Here is a 17,353-nt window from a genome sequence, read left to right as displayed (position 1 = left end):
TGCACGAGCGTAGGTCACGAATCGACGAGGGGGAGGTATTTCGATGGCCGATTTCGATCCCGGCCCGCCGGCCGCTGTGGCCCGGCACTTCGCGAAGGTGCCCAGTTATGCGGATTCGCGGGAATTCTTCTGGTACGACTGGGGCCCGGTGTTCTACCGGGGCCGGCTGAATCGGACCGCCCGGTTGCTGGCGATCGCGTCCGATCCCGGGCCGACCGAGCGGATCGCCGGGCGGACGCTGGTGGGGGATGCCGGGCAGCGGGTGCAAGGCTTCCTCACGAAGGTCGGTCTGACCCGGAGCTACGCCCTCGTCAACGCCTACCCGTACGCCCTGTTGCCGTCGCGGGCTCAGCAGGCGGCGCCGCTGCTGTCCCGGCCCGATCACCTCGCCTGGCGCAACACCTTGCTGGAGCTGATCACCGGTCCGCAGTTGCAGGCGATCGTCGCGTTCGGGACTCAGGCCCGGTCGGCGCTCAGGCTCTGGGACACCAAGCCGGATGTCCCCGTCTTCGAGGTGCCGCATCCGTCCAGTCGCAGCCCGAAGGTTCTGGTGGACAGTTGGCGCGAGGCAGTCAGCCAGTTGCGGACGATCGTCACGCCGGACCCGGACGGTGATCCGACGGTGCCGAACTACGGCCCGAAGTTCCTCGAGTCGGACTACGCGGCGATCCCGGCCCGCGACCTGCCGTTCGGGGTACCGCCGTGGCTGGGTGACGACGCGTGGGGCCGCAAGGACAAGCCGAGGCACAACAACTGCGTGGAACGCCCGTCGACCGACCTCCGCAACACTCTCGTCTGGAGGGCGCCCAAACAGGCGGTCGGCTGACAACTGCTGAAATGGTCCGTGCCGGGGTCTACCGTAAGTCGGGTGCGAGTAGCGACGTGGAATGTGAACTCGGTCAAGCAGCGGCTGCCGCGGTTGCTGGGGTGGCTGGACGAGCGGCAGCCGGACGTGGTGTGCCTGCAGGAGACGAAGCTCGCGGACGACGCGTTCACCGATTTGCTCGGTGAGGAGCTGTCCGCCCGCGGCTACGAGACAGCCCTGTACGGCGAGGTGCAATGGAACGGTGTCGCCTTGCTGTCGAGGGTCGGACTGGAGGACGTCGTGACCGGCGTCGCCGGCGCTCCGGGTTTCCCGAACCCGGAGGCCCGGGCGGTCGCGGCGACCTGCGGCGGCATCCGCGTCTACTCCCTCTACGTGCCGAACGGTCGCATCCCCGGCTCCGATCACTACCGCTACAAGCTCGCCTGGCTCGCAGCCCTTCGGGAGGTGGTCGCCGCCGGTCCGGCCGACCAGATCGTCTGCGGCGACATGAACATCGCCCCGACCGACGCAGACGTCTTCGATCCGGCGGCGTACGTCGGTCAGACGCATGTGACCGCGCCGGAGCGGCAGGCGCTGGCCGAGCTGATGTCCGCCAAGGGGCTCCACGACGTGGTCCGGGACCGCTGGCCGGATCACCGCATCTTCAGCTACTGGGACTATCGCGCCGGCATGTTCCACCAGGACCTCGGGATGCGGATCGACCTGATGCTGGCGACGGAGCCGGTAGCGGACCGGGTGAAGGCCGCCTGGATCGACCGCAAGGCTCGTAAGGGGACCGGTCCGAGCGACCACGCGCCGGTCATCGTCGACCTCGACGTCGCTCCGGACGGCGACATCGGTCCCGTCGTACCGCCGCCGTCGGCGCCGCGGACGGGCCGCAGGACCACCACCAAACTCCCACAGAACCGCTGATGCGTCGTCTCACCGCCGCGGCCCTGTTTCTGATATGCCTTGTCACCGCCTGCAGTGAGGACAAGCCGCCGGCCCCATCGCCCGTTGCCTGGTCGAAGGTCGACGTCGGCGCGGAGCCCGTCGTACTCACCGAGTACGGCGACCAACTCCTGGTCGGCCTCCGTGATCGCGGCGCCAAGGTCGTGCCACAACTTCTCGTCCTGAACGGCGAGCAACGCAAGCAGGTCACCGTGACGCCGTCGCCCAAAAGCCCGTACGCGTTCGAAGCGATCTGGTACTCGATCGCGTACGACGGCAAGCAGTTGCTCGCGCTCGGCGGCGCGGCCGGTGGCGCGCACTCGAACACGCGATGGACGGTGTGGACGGGCACGGTCGACGGTGGACTGATCGAGCGTCCGCAGGAGTTCAACACGTTCGGCGGGCAGACGGCGGGCGCGTTGTACTCGGCCGTCATCACGCCGAGCGGCCGGGCGTTGCTCGGCTCCTGGGGCGGTGTCGAAACCGGGAACGACGCCGCGGTCTGGCTCCCGCAGAGCGATGCCAAGTGGATCCGGCAGAGCCCGGCGAAGACGGCCCTGCAGAGTACGCCGTCCCTCCTGGTCGGACCCAGCTTCGGTACGGCGCTCGGCGACAGCATCGTGATCGTCGGGTCGCAGGTGCGGCTGGCGCCGAACGTGGTCGCCCAGGAGGCCGCGGTCTGGCGGTCGGCGAAGCTCAACCAGGGCTGGACCCGGGTCGCGCTGCCCGAGCCCGGCAACCGCAGTCAGGCGATGACCGCGTCCTGTACGACGTCGTGCCTGATCTCCGGGTACGTCGACGGGCAGCTCGCGATGTGGCAGCTGGACCGCGACGGCACCGCCAAGCGGCTGACCGGCCTGCCGGCGATCCCGGTCGGGGACGAGGACAAGCTGCCGCCGCCGGTCGTCAACGGCGAGCGCGTCGTCCAGATCGTTGCTCAGGACAACAAGGTGAAGGTGGTGAGCGGCCGGGACGGCAGCTGGACCGTCCAGGAGTCGACCGGCCCGGAAGGCCCCGTCACCGACGCGGCGCTCACGAAGTCCGGCACCCTCTATCTCATCGCCGGGACCTCGCTCTGGCAGACCAGGCTCAGCTGAGCAGCCCCTTTACGTACGCCGCTTGACCAGCGTGCTCGAGGTCGTCGCCGATCACGCTGACCAGGCGCACGCCGAGCGTCACCGGCGGGTTCCAGCGGCGGTCGACGATCCGGTCGAGGTCGTCGTCGGTGAGCGTCTCCAGGTACTCCAGCGTGCGCGCGTGGACGGCGTCGTAGTACCCGAGCAGCAACTCACCGGACACCTTCACCTGCTCGACCTGGTCGGAGGTGTGCCCGTACCCGGTGTCGGCCGGCTCGAACGGGAGCCCGAGCCGGTCGTGCCACCCGTCCGCGGTCAGCACCTGCTCGTAGCCACCCGCGTCGGCCAGGTGGTCGTCCTGGATCCGGGTCAGGTGCCAGACCAGCCACGCGATCGAGTTGGCCGTCCCGTTGGGCCGGCTCGCGAGGGTCTTGTCGTCGAGACCGTCCACGACGTCGTGCACGACCTCCTTGATCCGTCCGTACGCGTCGATCAGCAGCTCACTCGTGTTCATGGACAGCCACGCTAGCGCGCCGCCCGGACAGTTCTAAGGTGGTCAGCAAGCTTTGTCCGGACAACGAGGAGCAATTGTGGAATACCGCACTCTGGGCGCGAGCGGCGCCGTCGTCTCCACCTACGCGCTCGGCACGATGACGTTCGGCACCGAGACCGACGAGGCCGGCTCGCATGCCCAGCTGGACCGGTACGTCGAGGCCGGCGGGAACTTCATCGACACCGCCGACGTGTACTCCGCCGGCGTGTCCGAGGAGATCGTCGGCCGCTGGCTGGCGAAGAGCTCCGCCCGCGCCGACCTCGTCGTCGCCACCAAGGGCCGGTTCCCGACCGGCGACTCGCCCAACGACGTCGGCACGTCCCGCCGGCACCTGCGCCGTGCCCTTGACGCGTCGCTCAGCCGCCTCGGGGTCGACCATGTCGACCTGTACCAGTTGCACGCGTGGGACCCGATCACACCACTCGAGGAGACGCTGAGTTTCCTCGAGGACGCCGTACGCTCGGGCAAGATCTCGTACGGCGGCCTGTCCAACTTCACCGGGTGGCAGTTGCAGAAGGCCTGCGACCTCATCGACCGGCGTGGCTGGTCGCGGCTCGTCACGCTGCAACCGCAGTACAACCTGCTGGTGCGTGAGATCGAGTGGGAGATCGTCCCGGCCGCGCAGGACAACGGGCTCGGTCTGCTGCCGTGGTCGCCGCTCGGTGGTGGCTGGCTGACCGGGAAGTACTCGTTCGACGAGGAGCCGACCGGCGCAACCCGCCTGGGTGAGAACCCGGACCGCGGTGTGGAGTCCTGGCACCGCCGCAGTCGCAACCAGCGTGTCCGCGACGTCGTCGACGCGGTCCGCGCGATCGCCGAGGCTCGGGGCATCTCCATGGCCCAGGTCGCGCTCGCGTGGCTGGTCGACCGGCCGGCGGTCACGTCGGTCATTCTCGGCGCGCGGACCCTGGAGCAGCTCGACGACAACCTCGCCGCCGCGGATCTGCACCTGACCGAGGAGGAGACGGCGAAACTGGACGCGGCCAGTGATCCAGGCGCTGCCGACTACCCGTACGGCGGCCCCGGCAACGACCAGCGAGACCGCCCGATCGCCGGCGGCCGCGCCTGACGTCGACATGTCCTTCGGGGAGCGGCGCTCTCCGAAGGACAACGGCAGACTGATGAACGACGGTATTGCCGGCGTCGTCGCGCGGTTGCAGCAGCGGATGGACGAGTTGCCGCGGGACCTCGAGCACCGGCGGATCTTTCTCGGCACCTACCTTCGCACCACCCGGGCGATCGGCGCGGCGATCGCCCGGGCGCAGTTGTTCGAGGACCCGGGGTGGGTCGAGGACTGGGACGTGAAGTTCGCCGAGCTGTACCTGGACGCCCACGACGCCGATCTCGCCCGGCGCTCGGCCGGACGTGGCAAGGGCGAGCGCGGCGGCGACGTGGCGCGGCCGTGGCGGCTGGCCTTCGATGCCCCGGCTGACCTGCCGCCACTGCTGCACGTCCTGCTGGGCATCAACGCACACGTCAACTACGACCTGCCGCAGGCGTTGTTGGCCGTGATCAGTGACGACGACTTCACCGACCCGCAGCTGATGGAACGACGCCGCCGCGACCACGAGCGCATCGACCACGTGCTCGCGTCCCGCGTCGCTGCCGAGGACAACGAACTCGGCGGCGCGAGGAGCCTGCTCGACCGCGTCCTCACCCCGCTCAACCGGCTCTCCTCGCAGCGCTTCCTCCGCGAGTCCCGCCAGAAGGTCTGGCACAACACCGCCGAACTGCAACGGGCCCGGCTCGAAGGCCCGACGCCGTACGCGACCCGCCTCGCCGAGCTCGAACTCCTCAGTGCCACGAAGATCGCCGACCTCCTCCGACCCGGCCAAGTGCTGCTCCGACTGGCGATCACCGGATTCGGCGTGACACTCCCACCACCGGCCTAGTCCGGCAGTACACCCGACCACACGACGCCGAGCGCCAGGCACGCGAGCGTCACCAGTCCGAAGAACCCGACCCACATCAGCGCAGGCACGCCGGTCAGCCGCCGAAGCTGATCCGCGTCGGAGCTGCGACCCCCACCACCGCGGCGGGAGTGCTGCAACTCGAGTACGGCGCGAGGAGCGGCCAGCAACAGGAACCACGTCAGCAGATGGGCGAACGCGGACTGCACAGCCGGCGATCCCCACCACGACACGCCGAAGACCACCGCACCGAAGACGAGGACCGACCACAAACCGTAGAGGTTGCGGATCTGCAGCAACAGGATCAGCAACGCGACCAACAGTCCCCACAACAGCGCAACGGCGTACCCGCGGCCGAGAACGAACGCTGCCGCCAGCCCGAACAGCGCCGGTCCCGGATAACCGGCCAGCAGTACGGCGATCATGCCCGGACCGGTCGGATGTCCGCGCGACACCGTCACCCCGGACGTGTCGGAGTGCAACCGGATCCCGGCCAGCTTCCGTCCGACGAGCGCGGCGATCAGCCCGTGGGCACCCTCGTGCGCGATCGTCACGACCTGCCGCGTGTGCCGCCAGACCGGCCGCCACGCGATCAGCAGTAGCGCGGCGATGCCGGTGCCGATCACGACCCGGAGCGACGGCTGCGGCTGCACCGACGTCAAGCTGTCCCAGACCTCGTTCATCACCCCATCCTGACAGCCGGGGACCAGAAGGCCGCGGGGACGTTGACATCGTGCGGTGGGCGGACGACGGTGGAGGGATCGCGGCCCGGGGAGGGGCTGCCGTTTTGGGGGAGAGATGTCACAGCCACGCAACACCAAGTCCACTGCCAAGAAGACAACGGCCAAGAAGACCAGCACCGCCAAGCAAAAGAGCACCGCCAAGCAGACGAGCACCGCGAAGAAGAAGACGAGCACCGCGAAGAAGACGAGCACCGCCAAGCAGGCATCGGCGAAGACCACGACTGCCGGCAAGCGAGCTGCCAAGCAGACCATCGCGCGCACCACCAAATCCAAGGCGCCGGCCGCCGAAGGTGCGGCCGCCGTACCGTTGCCGGAGTTCCTCGCCTCGGCGGGGACGCTGACCATCGGGCAGCGGAAGCTGCTGGTCGACCAGGCGTTGCTGCTCCTCGACCAGAACTACGTGCACCTGCCGCTCAAGGTCGCGATGCACGCGGTCAACCCCCTGCAGCGGCTGCGCGTGTTGCGGTCCCGGATGGAACGTCAGACCGCCGAGACGATGGAACCGGAGTGGGTGTTCCACCGGCAGATGTCGAGCATCTTCCACTCGGTCCGCGACCTGCACACCAACTACCTGCTGCCGGCTCCGTTCGCCGGCAAGATCGCGTTCCTGCCGTTCATGATCGAGAAGTGCTACGACGAGGCCGGCGATGAGCACTACCTGATCACCCAGATTGTCACCGGCTATTCGGCTCCGCAGTTCGGCCCGGGTGCGGAGGTGACGCACTGGAGCGGTACGCCGATCGCCCGCGCCGTGGCCCTGAACGGCGCCCAGTTCGCCGGCAGCAACGACGTCGCGAACCTCGCGCGCGGCCTGGAGTCGCTCACGTTGCGACCACTGGTGATCCAGGCGCCGCCGGACGAGGACTGGGTGACCCTCACCTACCTCGGTCTCGACGGCTCGACGCAGGAGTTGCGCGAGCAGTGGAAGGTGACGGCCAACCTCCCGCCGATGACGGATCTGGACGCGATCAGCGAGACGTCCGCGTCGATGGGCCTGGACCTGGACTCCGACGAGAAGTCCCGGGCGAAGAAGGTCCTGTACGTTCGCGACGTGGTCGAACTCGAGGGCGGCCAGAGTTCGGCGGAGTTGAGCAAACCGGCCGCGGTCGGCGGTTCGGATCTGCCCACCACGATGCCCGGTGTGTTCCGGGCCCGGGAGGTCGTCACGCCGTCCGGGACCTTCGGGCACCTGCGGATCTTCACGTTCAGCGTGCAGGACCCGGTCGCCTTCCGGGACGAGTTCGTCCGGCTGGCGGGTCTGCTGCCGCAGAACGGTCTGATCGTCGACGTGCGCGACAACGGCGGCGGGCACATCTACGCCAGCGAGTTCACCCTGCAGACACTGACGCCGCGGCGCATCTCGCCGGAGCCGGTGCAGTTCATCAGTACGCCGCTCAACCTGCGGATCTGCCGCCGGCACAAGGACAACCCGGCCGGGATCGATCTGGGGCCGTGGTTCGACTCGCTCGACCTGGCGACCGAGACGGGTGCGGCGTACTCGGCCGCGAAGCCGATCACGCCCGAGGACGGCGCGAACGACATCGGCCAGACGTACCACGGTCCGGTGGTGCTGATCACCGACGCCCGGGTGTACTCGGCGACCGACATCTTCGCGGCCGGGTTCGCCGACCACGAGATCGGCACCATCCTCGGGGTCGACGACAACACCGGCGCGGGCGGCGCGAACGTCTGGACGCACGGCCTGCTCGCCGCGCTGCTGAACGAACCGCCGCCGCCCGACCCGACGTCGCCGTACGAGGCGTTGCCGAACGGTGCCAACCTGCGCGTCTCGATCCGCCGCACCCTGCGGGTCGGCGAGCTGTCCGGGACCCCGGTCGAGGACCTCGGCATCCGGCCGCACGAGACGCACCGGATGACGCGGGCGGACCTGCTGGAGGGCAACGTCGACCTGCTGAACAAGGCCGGATCGTTGCTGGCGGCAATGCCGTTCCGCCGGCTCGGTCTGACAACGTCCCTCAGCGGTACGACGCTCACCGTCACGCTCGACGTGGAGGAGATCGACCGGGTCGACCTGTATCTGGACGACCGGCCGATCAGTTCCGAGGACCTGACCGACGCGGCGCTCGCGATCGACATCCTGGACGTCACCCCGGGGCAGCTGCTCAGAGCCGATGGCTACCGGAGCGGAGAGCTGGTCGCCTCCCGCCGTCTCACCGTCTGAAGGAGGTAGCTTTCGGATTGTGGACGATCTGCACCTGACCGCCGAGGAAGAAGCGATGCTCGGCGGTCAGGCCGGCGACGGCGTCGCGCTCGCGATGCGGGTGATCGTCGGCCTGGCCCGGATCGAGGGCGCGCCACGGCTGGTCGAGATCACCTCCGCCCACGTCGACTCGTGCCTGTACCACGGCCAGGTCAGTCTCGACTTCGCACACCGATTGGTCAGCCTCGGCGCGAAGGTCCACGTCCCGACCACCCTGAACGTCGGCTCGATGGACCTCCTGCATCCCGGCCTGGTCCGCAGCGGCACCGCTGCCGAACGCGAGATCGCCACCCGCGGCCGCGAACTGATGGCCGCCTACGTCGACCTCGGCTGCACCCCGACCTGGACGTGCGCGCCGTACCAACTGCCGAACCGGCCCGGTCTCGGCGAGCACGTCGCCTGGGCCGAGTCGAACGCGATCGTGTTCGCCAACTCTGTCCTCGGTGCGCGGACGGATCGGTACGGCGACTTCCTCGACATCTGCGCCGCGATCACCGGACGGGCGCCGTACTCGGGTCTGCAGACGACCGAGGCGCGGCGCGGGACCGTGGTCTTCGACTGCCGGCCGCTCGGCGATCGGTTCCTGCGTTCGGAGTTGGCGTACCCGTTGCTCGGGCATCATGTCGGGTCGGTCGTAGCGGGTGAAATCCCTGTGCTGGTGGGGATTCCGGCGGAGGTGAGCGAGGACGACCTGAAGGCGTTCGGGGCCGCGGCCGCGTCGGCCGGGGGAGTCGCGCTGTTCCATGCCGTCGGGGTCACGCCGGAGGCGCCCACGGGTCCGCTCGACGACTTGCCGACGCATGCCGTCGACCTCGAGACGATGCGCGCCACCAGGAGCAGACTGTCCACCTTCTCGTCCGGAGGGCTGGACGCGGTGAGCGTCGGTACGCCGCATGCGTCGTACGCCGAATGCGAGCGGCTCGCCGACCTGCTCCATGACGGGCCGCCGCTGAAGGTCCCCTTCTACCTGTCGACCGGCCGGGCGACGCGGGCTCGCGCCGAGGAGACCGGCGTACTGCGGATGCTCGAGTCGGCCGGTGTCACGGTCGTCGTGGACACCTGCACGTACGTGACCTCGATCCTGTCCCCGGCCTGGAAGAACGTGATGACGAACTCCGGCAAGTGGGCGCACTACGCGCCGGGCAACATCGGCGTCGATGTCGTCCTCGGTTCGCTGGCGGAGTGCGTCGCGTCGGCCCGGGCAGGCCACGTCGTCCTCGACGAGCTCGAAGCATGATCCGAGCACGCACGCTCCATCCCGGCATCGCGTCCGGTGAGCCGATCACGCTCACCGCGCCGCTGTCCTTCTGGGGCGGCACCGACGAGCAGGGCCGGATCGTCGACGCGCATCACCCGCAGTGCGGCACGATCCTGGCCGGACGCGTGCTGGTGATGGAGTCCGGTCGGGGTTCGAGTTCCGCGTCCAGCGTGCTCGCCGAGCAGATCCGCGCCCACACCGCCCCGGCCGCGATCATCCTGGCCCGTCCGGACGCGATCATCGCCCTGGGCGCACTCGTCGCCCACGAGCTCTACGGCCTGGCGACCCCGGTGGTCGTCGTCGGCAGACCCGCGTACGACGACCTTCCCACGGACCACCCCCTGCGCGTCACGGCCGGTCCCCTCGACGCGACGATCACCTGGTGACTACATTCGCCCGGTGAACACACGGGGCATGGCCGCTGCCTGGGCAGCCGCTCTTCTACTGCTGACCGGATGTACGTCGACCGCCGAGACAGATCCAGGCGCGGCGGCGGCCTCGGAGGTGGAGAAGCTCAGGTCGGCGGTGCCGACCACCGTGCACACTTCCGAGGCGCCGGTCTCCGCGCCGCCGCAGCCGGCCGCGCTGGCGAAGAATCCGATCTACCGCGTCGGCAAGCTCGCCGCGTCGCGGTGTGCGGAGCCGTCAGTTCCGGCCACGTCCCTGGCGAACGTCCGTACCTACTACCAGCAGTACGTCGCCTGCCTCGACAAGGTGTGGGCACCGGCGATCCGCACGGCCGGGCTCACCTTCGTCCCGCCGAAGCTGGTCGTCGTCCTCGGGAAGTCGCCGTCCTCACCGTGCGACTTCGACGACGGACAGGCCTACTACTGCGGCGACACCATCTACATGGACGCCAAGGTCGACATCGCGGCGTACAAGGAGGATCCCGCCTGGGCCCGGGCCTGGATGGCGTTCCTGATCGGGCACGAGTACGGGCATCACATCCAGGCCCTGACCGGGATCCTCGAGGCGAAGTACGAGCGCGGGCTGGCCCTCAACGGTGTCGACCTGCAACTGGAGGAGAGCCGGCGGCTGGAACTGCAGGCGTCCTGCTTCAGCGCCGCCTACCTCGGTGCCAACAAGGAGTACTTCCCGGCCGACGACGAGTGGCTGGAGGTGTGGGACGAGGTCGTTGCCTCCAGCGAGGACCCGAACCGCGACCACGGAAGCCCGGCGAACCACGTGCACTGGACCGACGTCGGGCTCAAGGCAGCCGGTCCGGCCGCCTGCAACACCTACAACGCGGCCTCGTCCCTGGTCGGCTGACGCTTCATCAGGACGGCGGTCGCCGCGAACAGCACCGCGCACGCGCCGAGCGCCAGCGGCAGGTTGGTCAGGCGGGCGATGGCCGCGATGCCGAGCCCGCAGACGATCTCGCCCAGGTACTCCAACTGTGCAAGGAAGGAATGCGTGGTGGCGCGGATGTCCGCAGTCGTCCGCGCGTTGACCCAGATCGTGCTGATCACGCGGGTCAGCGGCGTGACGATTCCGGAGACCAGGACGACGGCGATCGCACCGACGACCGGATCGCGGGCCAGCGCCAGCATCAGCATGCTGACCACCCCGGCGACGGCCGCCCAGGCGTAGTCCGTGCGGGCGTGGTCGCCGTCGATCCGCTTGCCGAAGATCCGCAGGGTCACCGCGCCGACGACGAGGCCGACGACTCCGAGTCCGGTGAACCAGAGGATCGGATCCGGTTCGGTCGGCAGGCCGAGGTCGAGCAACTGCTTCTGCGTCAGCCGGCCGGCCGCGTCGGAGGCGCCGTTGACGAGGAATGTCGCGGCGAAGATGAGCAGGATCTCGCGGCTTCGCCGTACCAGCGTGAGACCGCGCCGGAACGTGGTCCACGACGCCGACCACCGAGCGGTGCGCACCGGAATGAACCGGTCCTCGGTGAAGCGCAACGCGATGTACACCGCCAGCGACATCATCGCGACTCCGGCAACGACGATCGTGACGTCGCGACGGGTCGTCCAGGCCAGCAGGCCGAGGGCGATCAGGCCCGTCGCCGCACCGGTCAACTGCGCACGGGCGGCCCGGGCGAGTACGGCGGTGATGCGGTCGGGCTGATCGAGTTCGTCGGTGATCCAGGCGACGTCGGAGCCGCTGGCGAACGTCCACGAGACGCCCCAGAGCACTTGCGTGGCCAGCAGCAACGGAAACGAGGTGACGAGCCCGGTGGTGAGCATCGCCGTACCCATCAGCAGTTGGGAGATCACCAGTGACCATTTGCGGCTGATCGTGTCCGCGAAGACTCCGGCCGGCACCTCGCACAGCAACGCGAAGACGCTCTGCACCGAGCCGATCAACACGAGCTGGGCGGGGGAGAGGCCGGCGTCGACGACCAGATAGACGCTGGTGACGAGCCACCACCCGTTGTGCAGCACCGCCCGCATCCAGGTCCACCTGACGAAGACGGTCACCACGACTCGCTGGTCCTCCTCATTCCGCAGCCCGGGCTCTCACCCTCGCCTGCCCGCCGCACCCGGCGCCAACGAATTTCCCGCACCATGTGAGGTGCTTCATATTTTTCGCAACTATCAGCATATTGCGATAATTTGGAACGGTGCGGTCAGGATCACACAGCAAAACGAATGACCGTTCTTGATTCCGGGCGCACACAGGAGCAGGGTTGGAAATCAGAGAACGAGCGTTCGGTTTGAGGGGGTCGACGTGGCGCAGCTGACTCTGGAGCGGGTGGAGCATCCGGTTGCGGTCAAGCCGCAGGCCGGCGTACGGCGGATCGTTCGCGAGGTGGCCCTGCTCGCGGTGCTGTTCGGGATCTACAACCTGGGCCGATTCCTGTCCGCCGACCAGGCCGGATCGGCGTACCGCCATGCCGATGACCTCATCCGCTGGGAGGCCTGGCTCGGGCTGCCGAGTGAGGCGGTCGTTCAGCAGCACGCGTTGCGGATCCCGGGGCTGGCCGAGGCGGCCAACATCTTCTATGCGGGCGTGCATTTCCCGCTGACCGCGGTCGTCCTGCTGTGGTTGATGATCCGGCGTCCGGGCGAGTACGGCAAAGCCCGGTGGGCGCTCGCGTCACTGACCGGTCTGGCGCTGATCGGGCACATGTTCTTCCCGCTGGCGCCGCCGCGGATGATGCCGGGGTGGATCGACACCGGCGTACTGCTCGGGCAGTCCGTTTACGGCCCGACCACGGACTCCGGCGTGGCGAACCAGTTCGCCGCGATGCCGAGCCTGCATGTCGGCTGGGCGTTCATGGTCGCTGTGTTCCTGATCCGGGCGACCCGCTCCCGCTGGCGCTGGTTGTGGATCGCGCATCCGGTGCTCACCTTCGCCGTCGTCGTGGTGACCGCCAACCACTACTGGCTCGACGGCCTGATCGCGATTGCGCTGGCGCTGCCGTTGCTGCTGATCTTCGACCCACGGCGGGTGCGCCCGGAGAGCACACCCGCCGAGGTCGTGGAGCTCGATCAGCGCCTGGTCAAGGTGCCCGTGGTGGCGAGCTCCTCGTCGGCACGGACCAGGTAGGGCTCGCGGTCGAGGACCAGCCGGGCCGCGGCCGCACCGATGTCGAACCACAGCCCGATCAGTTCGAGCCGGCCTTCCGCCTCCGCCGTGCGCACGCAGGCGAAACTGCGCAGGTTGGCCAGTTGTACGCCGACGTTCGCGACGGAGAGCTTGTCGGCCGGTGACAGCTTCACGCCGGTCGCCGGATCGATGATGTCGGGCAGCCCGACCGCACGCCGTACCGACGGTTCCAGATGGCGCAGCCAGTTCTGCAGGCCGGAGCCGGCCTGGGCGTCGGCTTCGAGGGCGGCCGCGGCGGCACCGCAGTGCGAGTGACCGCAGACCACGATCGACTTCACCCCGAGCACCTCGACGGCGTACTCGATCGCGGCGTCGACGGAGTTGCTGTTCGATCCCTTCGGCGGGACCAGGTTGCCGATGTTGCGCACGCAGAACTGCTCGCCCGGACCACTCGTGGTGATCAGGTTCGGCACGATCCGCGAGTCGGCGCAGGTGATGAACAGGTGCGCCGGCCGCTGCCCGTCGGCCGCGAGTTTCGCCAGCACCGGCCGGATCCCGTCGGCCGACGCCTCGAACTCGCGGACGCCGTCGAGCATCGAGACGCGCTGGTCGGGCTCCGGGATCACCTGGGGTTGCCAGGGCAGCCGCACGGCCGGGTCGGTGTGCATCGCGGCCCGGAACGCCGCCCGGTTCAGGTCGACCGAGCCGCCGCGCGCGAGGTGCCCGCGCCGCCAGTCCTCGATCGCCTCGTAGGCCGCGTGGTCGAGATGGTCGACCTCGAGGTCGATCCGCACCCGCGCGCCGGCCGGGATCGTCCGCAGCGTCCGGACCAGCGACGCGACGCCGAGGAAGACGAGCGTGCCGCGGATCCGCACCGTCCACAGTCCGTCCTGCTCGGTCGCGGTGACGGTCGCCCGGGCCAGCCGGTAGAGCACGCGTCCGAGGGCCAGCACCAGACCCGTCAGCACGCCTTCGGCCAGTCCGAGGACGGCGACGCCGGCGGCGGTGACGACGTACACGAGCAACTCGTCGTGCCGGCGCAACGTGCGGATGTGCGCGAGCTGGACCAGGCGCAGTCCGATCACGAGCAGTACGCCGGCCAGCGCGGCCATCGGGATGAGTTCGAGCATCGAGCCGGCCGCGAGCACGAACGCCGCGATCCAGATCCCGTGCATGATCGTCGAGGCCCGGCTGCGCGCACCGGCCGCGACGTTGGTGGAGCTGCGCACGATCACCCCGGTCACCGGCATGCCGCCGAGTGCGCCGGACACCGCGTTCGCCGCGCCCTGGCCGATCAGCTCGCGGTCCAGGTTGCTCCGCTTGCCGCGATGAAGCTTGTCCACGGCAACGGCCGAGAGCAGCGACTCCACACTCGCGACGAGCGCGACGGTCAACACCGCGGTGACGACCTCGACCGGGGTGCCGTCCGGCATAGCGGGAAGGATCAGGTCCTGCAGAGGCTGGTCCGGCAGGTCGACCCGGGTGACGTCCGGCATGAAGACAGCGGCCAGTGCGGTGACGGCGACGACGGCGACCAGAGGCGCCGGGATCGCCTTCACCTTGGGCAGTCTGGGCCACACCAGCAGCATGACGACGGTCAGTACGCCGACCAGCACCGAGTGAGGGTGGTGCGCGACGAGCTGACCGGGTAGCGCCAGCAGGTTGGCGATCAGTGAGCTCTGCGCCTGCCCGCCGAGCACCACGTGCAGTTGCTGGACGGCGATGGTGACACCGATCCCCGCGAGCATGCCGTGGACGACGGCGGGAGACAGGGAGAGGGCGAGCCGCCCGATCCGGGTGACGCCCAACAGGATCTGCAGCAGGCCGGCGGCGCAGGTGATGCCGGCGGTCGCGGCCCAGCCGAACTGGCCGACGAGGCCGGCGACGACAACGGTGAGCCCGGCGGCCGGGCCGCTGACCTGCAAGGGGGCACCGCCGAGCGCGCCGGCGACCACACCGCCGACCACCGCGGCCACCAGGCCGGCGATCAGCGGGGCGCCGGAGGCGGCGGCGATCCCCAGGGAGAGTGGTATCGCGATCAGGAAGACCACCAGCGAGGCCGGGAGGTCATGGTGGAGAACGGACTGCCAGGTATTGCGCTCGGGCGCGGTACTGCGAGCGGAAGCGGGCGGGGAATGGGAAGAAGACGAAGAAGACATGGTCGGCACGGGTTCCCTCCGGCGTCGGGTGCGCTTGGGCATCAGGCGTCGAGACAAAGAGTGTCGATCTGATCACCCATCGTAGCCGCCCGTTCAAGGCCGGAACAGCGACAATTCCAATTTGTTGCCGACGGCCCGTGTCTCGGAAAACTGACGATTGCTCAGGGCATCGAGCCGTTCGCCTAGACTCCCGGCGTACGCCGAAACTGTGAGGAGTCTCGTGGACCTGCAACTGTCGGGCCGGACCGCCGTCGTCACCGGTGCCAGCAAGGGCATCGGCCTGGCCTGCGCGGAGGCGCTGGCCCGCGAGGGGGCGAAGGTGACCGGAATCTCGCGTGATCCCGGCAATCTCGCCAAGGCGCAGGAGGAGCTGGCGGCCAAGGGACTCGGTTACGACGTCGAGGCGGTGGACCTCACCGACCCCGACGCGACCAAGGCCGCGTTCGAGCGGATCGGCGTACCGGACATCCTGGTCAACTGTGCCGGCGCGGCCCGCCGGACGCCGGTCGACGAGCTCGACAGCAAGGCGTTGCACGCGGCGATGGAGGCGAAGTACTTCACCTACATGCACGCCACCGAGGCGGTCATCCGGCAGATGGCCGAGCGCGGCAGCGGTGCGATCGTCAACGTGGTCGGCCAAGGCGGGCGCGCGGCGAACCCGCTGCACATCGGCGGCGGCGCGGCCAACGCGGCGCTGATGCTGGCGTCGGTCGGCTACGCCAAGGCGTACGCCGGTCAGGGCGTCCGGGTGAACGTGATCAACCCCGGCATGACCCGCACCGCCCGGGTGGACGAAGGGCTCGAGGCCGCGGTCCGCGCCAGCGGGCGGCCGAAGGACGAGTTGCTGGCCGAGATGGTCGCCGAGATCCCGATGGGCCGGGCCGGCGAACCCGCCGAGATCGCCAACGTCGCCGTCTTCCTGGCCTCCCCACTGGCCAGCTACGTCACCGGCGCGATCATCACCATGGACGGCGGCGCGACGTCCGCGATCTGATGTTCGGGATCGGTGAGCTCGCCGGCCGGTTCGGACTGGCCACCCACGTCCTCAGGCACTGGGAGGACGAAGGGTTGCTCACGCCGGCCGCGCGCGTCGGCGGCCGGCGCCGGTTCGACGAGTCACACGTGGCGCGCGTGGTGATGATCCAGCGGGGCAAGGCGGCCGGATTCAGCCTCGAGCAGATCCGCCGGATGTTCGAGGCGCCCGGCGGACCCGAGCGGAGGCGGATCCTGGCCGAGCAGGACGCTGCCCTGGACGAGCAGATCCGGCAGGCCCAGGAGTCCAAGCGACTGATCCGGCACGCCTTGACCTGTGAGGCGCCCGACTTCACCGAGTGCCCGCACTTCCAGCAGTTGATCGCCGAACTCACACCGGATGACCGGAGCTCAGGTCCGCATCCGAGAACGGTGTGATCGGACGGTCCTGGCGCACGCCGTCGATCGTGATGTCGACCTTCTCGTTGAAGAAGGCGACGAGCCCGGCGATCGGGAGCAGCGGCGCGGTCGGGAAGTCGTACGACCAGGCGAGATCGGCCTGATCGCCGACGTTCCAGTACGCCGTGGTGCGGCCCTTGTACGGGCAGGCAGTCTCGGTCTCGCTCGGGGTGAGGTGCTCGAAGTTCACCTCGGTGCGCGGGACGTAGTACCGCGGCGGCAGACCGGTTTCGAAAACGATCACAGTGGATCGCGACTCGGCCAGGACGTTGCCGTCCAGCTCCACCTTGACGTGCCGGCCGGAGCGGATCGCGTCGCAGCGGGCGTAGGGGTTGCGCGGATGGACGAACACCTCCTCGTCCTCCTCGAACCAGCTGTCCACCGCGTTCCACTGGAACCGGACCCGGTCCTTCGCGATCCCCTCGTCGTACACCCAGGCCTTCCCCGATCCGGCGGTGTGCACCCGCGCGACACCGTGCTCGAACATCTTGGTCTCGCCGGTTTCGGTCAGCACCCCGTCGGCCACGTCGGCGAGCGGAACGTAGTACTGCGGATACGGCGGGAACTCCCAGAGGTAGATCGCGTCGGTCGTGTCGAGGACGACCCGACCGTCGAGCATCGCGCGGATCCGCCGGGGGACCGGAGCGGTCGAGCCGGGTGGGACCAGAGATTCGGGGTAGGCGCTCATTGATCCAGTAAAGGCACGGGGCCGGCCCAGGGGAAGGCCGGCCCCGTGATCTGTGGACAA

General features: G+C 69.2%; 17 protein-coding genes. 12 read left to right on the top strand and 5 right to left on the bottom strand.

Going from position 1 to position 17,353, the window contains the following annotated elements; genetic code table 11:
* Positions 1-43 precede the first annotated feature (43 nt).
* Genes ACYVOK_RS20915 through ACYVOK_RS20905 form a run of 3 tightly spaced genes read left to right on the top strand, consistent with a single transcriptional unit; the run spans position 44 to position 2,853 of the window.
* Positions 44-826, top strand: coding sequence for a uracil-DNA glycosylase family protein (locus tag ACYVOK_RS20915; RefSeq protein ID WP_460664162.1), 783 nt, complete (start codon positions 44-46; stop codon positions 824-826).
* Between the two features lie 42 nt (positions 827-868).
* Positions 869-1,738 (top strand): exodeoxyribonuclease III, encoded by an 870-nt coding sequence (locus ACYVOK_RS20910; protein ID WP_460664161.1) that lies wholly within the window; start codon positions 869-871, stop codon positions 1,736-1,738.
* The gene (locus ACYVOK_RS20905; protein ID WP_460664160.1) at positions 1,738-2,853 is read left to right on the top strand and encodes a hypothetical protein; all 1,116 of its coding nucleotides are present in this window, start codon (positions 1,738-1,740) and stop codon (positions 2,851-2,853) included. Before ACYVOK_RS20910 ends, ACYVOK_RS20905 begins: the two co-directional genes overlap by 1 nt.
* On the opposite strand, the gene ACYVOK_RS20900 is transcribed toward ACYVOK_RS20905, so the two are convergent.
* Positions 2,846-3,346: a mycothiol transferase gene (locus ACYVOK_RS20900; RefSeq protein WP_460664159.1), complete on the bottom strand. Its 501-nt coding sequence runs from the start codon at positions 3,344-3,346 to the stop codon at positions 2,846-2,848. The two genes, ACYVOK_RS20905 and ACYVOK_RS20900, sit on opposite strands and share 8 nt — an antisense overlap.
* Before the next feature lie 76 nt (positions 3,347-3,422).
* On the opposite strand from ACYVOK_RS20900, the gene ACYVOK_RS20895 reads away from it, so the two are divergent.
* Positions 3,423-4,454 carry an aldo/keto reductase gene (locus ACYVOK_RS20895; RefSeq protein WP_460664158.1) on the top strand — a complete coding sequence of 344 codons (1,032 nt, stop codon included), beginning with the start codon at positions 3,423-3,425 and terminating at the stop codon, positions 4,452-4,454.
* A 52-nt stretch (positions 4,455-4,506) separates the two neighbouring features.
* Complete coding sequence (locus tag ACYVOK_RS20890; protein ID WP_460664157.1) at positions 4,507-5,277, top strand: DUF5995 family protein; 771 nt, start codon at positions 4,507-4,509, stop codon at positions 5,275-5,277.
* Here the strand turns inward: ACYVOK_RS20890 and ACYVOK_RS20885 are convergent.
* Positions 5,274-5,978 (bottom strand): M50 family metallopeptidase, encoded by a 705-nt coding sequence (locus tag ACYVOK_RS20885; RefSeq protein ID WP_460664156.1) that lies wholly within the window; start codon positions 5,976-5,978, stop codon positions 5,274-5,276. The genes ACYVOK_RS20890 and ACYVOK_RS20885 overlap by 4 nt on opposite strands.
* A gap of 115 nt (positions 5,979-6,093) precedes the next feature.
* On the opposite strand from ACYVOK_RS20885, the gene ACYVOK_RS20880 reads away from it, so the two are divergent.
* The 4 genes from ACYVOK_RS20880 to ACYVOK_RS20865 are packed head-to-tail and all read left to right on the top strand — an operon-like array spanning position 6,094 to position 10,786.
* Positions 6,094-8,220: a S41 family peptidase gene (locus ACYVOK_RS20880; RefSeq protein ID WP_460664155.1), complete on the top strand. Its 2,127-nt coding sequence runs from the start codon at positions 6,094-6,096 to the stop codon at positions 8,218-8,220.
* 19 nt (positions 8,221-8,239) lie between these two features.
* Positions 8,240-9,496 (top strand): aconitase X, encoded by a 1,257-nt coding sequence (locus tag ACYVOK_RS20875; RefSeq protein WP_460664154.1) that lies wholly within the window; start codon positions 8,240-8,242, stop codon positions 9,494-9,496.
* The gene (locus tag ACYVOK_RS20870; protein ID WP_460664153.1) at positions 9,493-9,903 is read left to right on the top strand and encodes an aconitase X swivel domain-containing protein; all 411 of its coding nucleotides are present in this window, start codon (positions 9,493-9,495) and stop codon (positions 9,901-9,903) included. The genes ACYVOK_RS20875 and ACYVOK_RS20870 overlap by 4 nt, the downstream gene beginning before the upstream one ends.
* A 13-nt stretch (positions 9,904-9,916) precedes the next feature.
* Entirely contained in the window at positions 9,917-10,786 is an 870-nt protein-coding gene (locus ACYVOK_RS20865; RefSeq protein WP_460664152.1) for a neutral zinc metallopeptidase, read from the top strand.
* Here the strand turns inward: ACYVOK_RS20865 and ACYVOK_RS20860 are convergent.
* Entirely contained in the window at positions 10,756-11,943 is a 1,188-nt protein-coding gene (locus ACYVOK_RS20860) for an MFS transporter (RefSeq protein ID WP_460664151.1), read from the bottom strand. The genes ACYVOK_RS20865 and ACYVOK_RS20860 overlap by 31 nt on opposite strands.
* Before the next feature lie 250 nt (positions 11,944-12,193).
* On the opposite strand from ACYVOK_RS20860, the gene ACYVOK_RS20855 reads away from it, so the two are divergent.
* On the top strand, positions 12,194-13,015 hold the full coding sequence (locus tag ACYVOK_RS20855; protein ID WP_460664150.1) for a phosphatase PAP2 family protein: 822 nt from the start codon (positions 12,194-12,196) through the stop codon (positions 13,013-13,015).
* Here ACYVOK_RS20855 and ACYVOK_RS20850 read toward each other — a convergent pair.
* Positions 12,958-15,174: a bifunctional SulP family inorganic anion transporter/carbonic anhydrase gene (locus ACYVOK_RS20850; RefSeq protein ID WP_460664149.1), complete on the bottom strand. Its 2,217-nt coding sequence runs from the start codon at positions 15,172-15,174 to the stop codon at positions 12,958-12,960. The two genes, ACYVOK_RS20855 and ACYVOK_RS20850, sit on opposite strands and share 58 nt — an antisense overlap.
* Before the next feature lie 208 nt (positions 15,175-15,382).
* On the opposite strand from ACYVOK_RS20850, the gene ACYVOK_RS20845 reads away from it, so the two are divergent.
* Together ACYVOK_RS20845 and ACYVOK_RS20840 are read left to right on the top strand one after the other, a co-directional pair.
* Complete coding sequence (locus ACYVOK_RS20845) at positions 15,383-16,168, top strand: SDR family NAD(P)-dependent oxidoreductase (RefSeq protein ID WP_460664148.1); 786 nt, start codon at positions 15,383-15,385, stop codon at positions 16,166-16,168.
* On the top strand, positions 16,168-16,584 hold the full coding sequence (locus tag ACYVOK_RS20840; RefSeq protein ID WP_460664147.1) for a MerR family transcriptional regulator: 417 nt from the start codon (positions 16,168-16,170) through the stop codon (positions 16,582-16,584). Before ACYVOK_RS20845 ends, ACYVOK_RS20840 begins: the two co-directional genes overlap by 1 nt.
* Here the strand turns inward: ACYVOK_RS20840 and ACYVOK_RS20835 are convergent.
* Positions 16,538-17,293: a DUF427 domain-containing protein gene (locus tag ACYVOK_RS20835; RefSeq protein ID WP_460664146.1), complete on the bottom strand. Its 756-nt coding sequence runs from the start codon at positions 17,291-17,293 to the stop codon at positions 16,538-16,540. The two genes, ACYVOK_RS20840 and ACYVOK_RS20835, sit on opposite strands and share 47 nt — an antisense overlap.
* Positions 17,294-17,353: the final 60 nt, after the last annotated feature.

Source organism: Kribbella swartbergensis (assembly GCF_054784135.1).
This window is presented reverse-complemented; position numbering and strand designations above follow the sequence as displayed.

What these genes read in the sequence shown, in the direction of transcription:
- ACYVOK_RS20885 (WP_460664156.1), bottom strand. Translation starts at nt 5,978, where the DNA reads ATGAACGAGGTCTGGGACAGCTTGACGTCGGTGCAGCCGCAGCCGTCG.
- ACYVOK_RS20835 (WP_460664146.1), bottom strand. Translation starts at nt 17,293, where the DNA reads ATGAGCGCCTACCCCGAATCTCTGGTCCCACCCGGCTCGACCGCTCCG.
- ACYVOK_RS20900 (WP_460664159.1), bottom strand. Translation starts at nt 3,346, where the DNA reads ATGAACACGAGTGAGCTGCTGATCGACGCGTACGGACGGATCAAGGAG.
- ACYVOK_RS20880 (WP_460664155.1), top strand. Translation starts at nt 6,094, where the DNA reads ATGTCACAGCCACGCAACACCAAGTCCACTGCCAAGAAGACAACGGCC.
- ACYVOK_RS20850 (WP_460664149.1), bottom strand. Translation starts at nt 15,174, where the DNA reads ATGTCTTCTTCGTCTTCTTCCCATTCCCCGCCCGCTTCCGCTCGCAGT.
- ACYVOK_RS20915 (WP_460664162.1), top strand. Translation starts at nt 44, where the DNA reads ATGGCCGATTTCGATCCCGGCCCGCCGGCCGCTGTGGCCCGGCACTTC.
- ACYVOK_RS20905 (WP_460664160.1), top strand. Translation starts at nt 1,738, where the DNA reads ATGCGTCGTCTCACCGCCGCGGCCCTGTTTCTGATATGCCTTGTCACC.
- ACYVOK_RS20890 (WP_460664157.1), top strand. Translation starts at nt 4,507, where the DNA reads ATGAACGACGGTATTGCCGGCGTCGTCGCGCGGTTGCAGCAGCGGATG.
- ACYVOK_RS20840 (WP_460664147.1), top strand. Translation starts at nt 16,168, where the DNA reads ATGTTCGGGATCGGTGAGCTCGCCGGCCGGTTCGGACTGGCCACCCAC.
- ACYVOK_RS20870 (WP_460664153.1), top strand. Translation starts at nt 9,493, where the DNA reads ATGATCCGAGCACGCACGCTCCATCCCGGCATCGCGTCCGGTGAGCCG.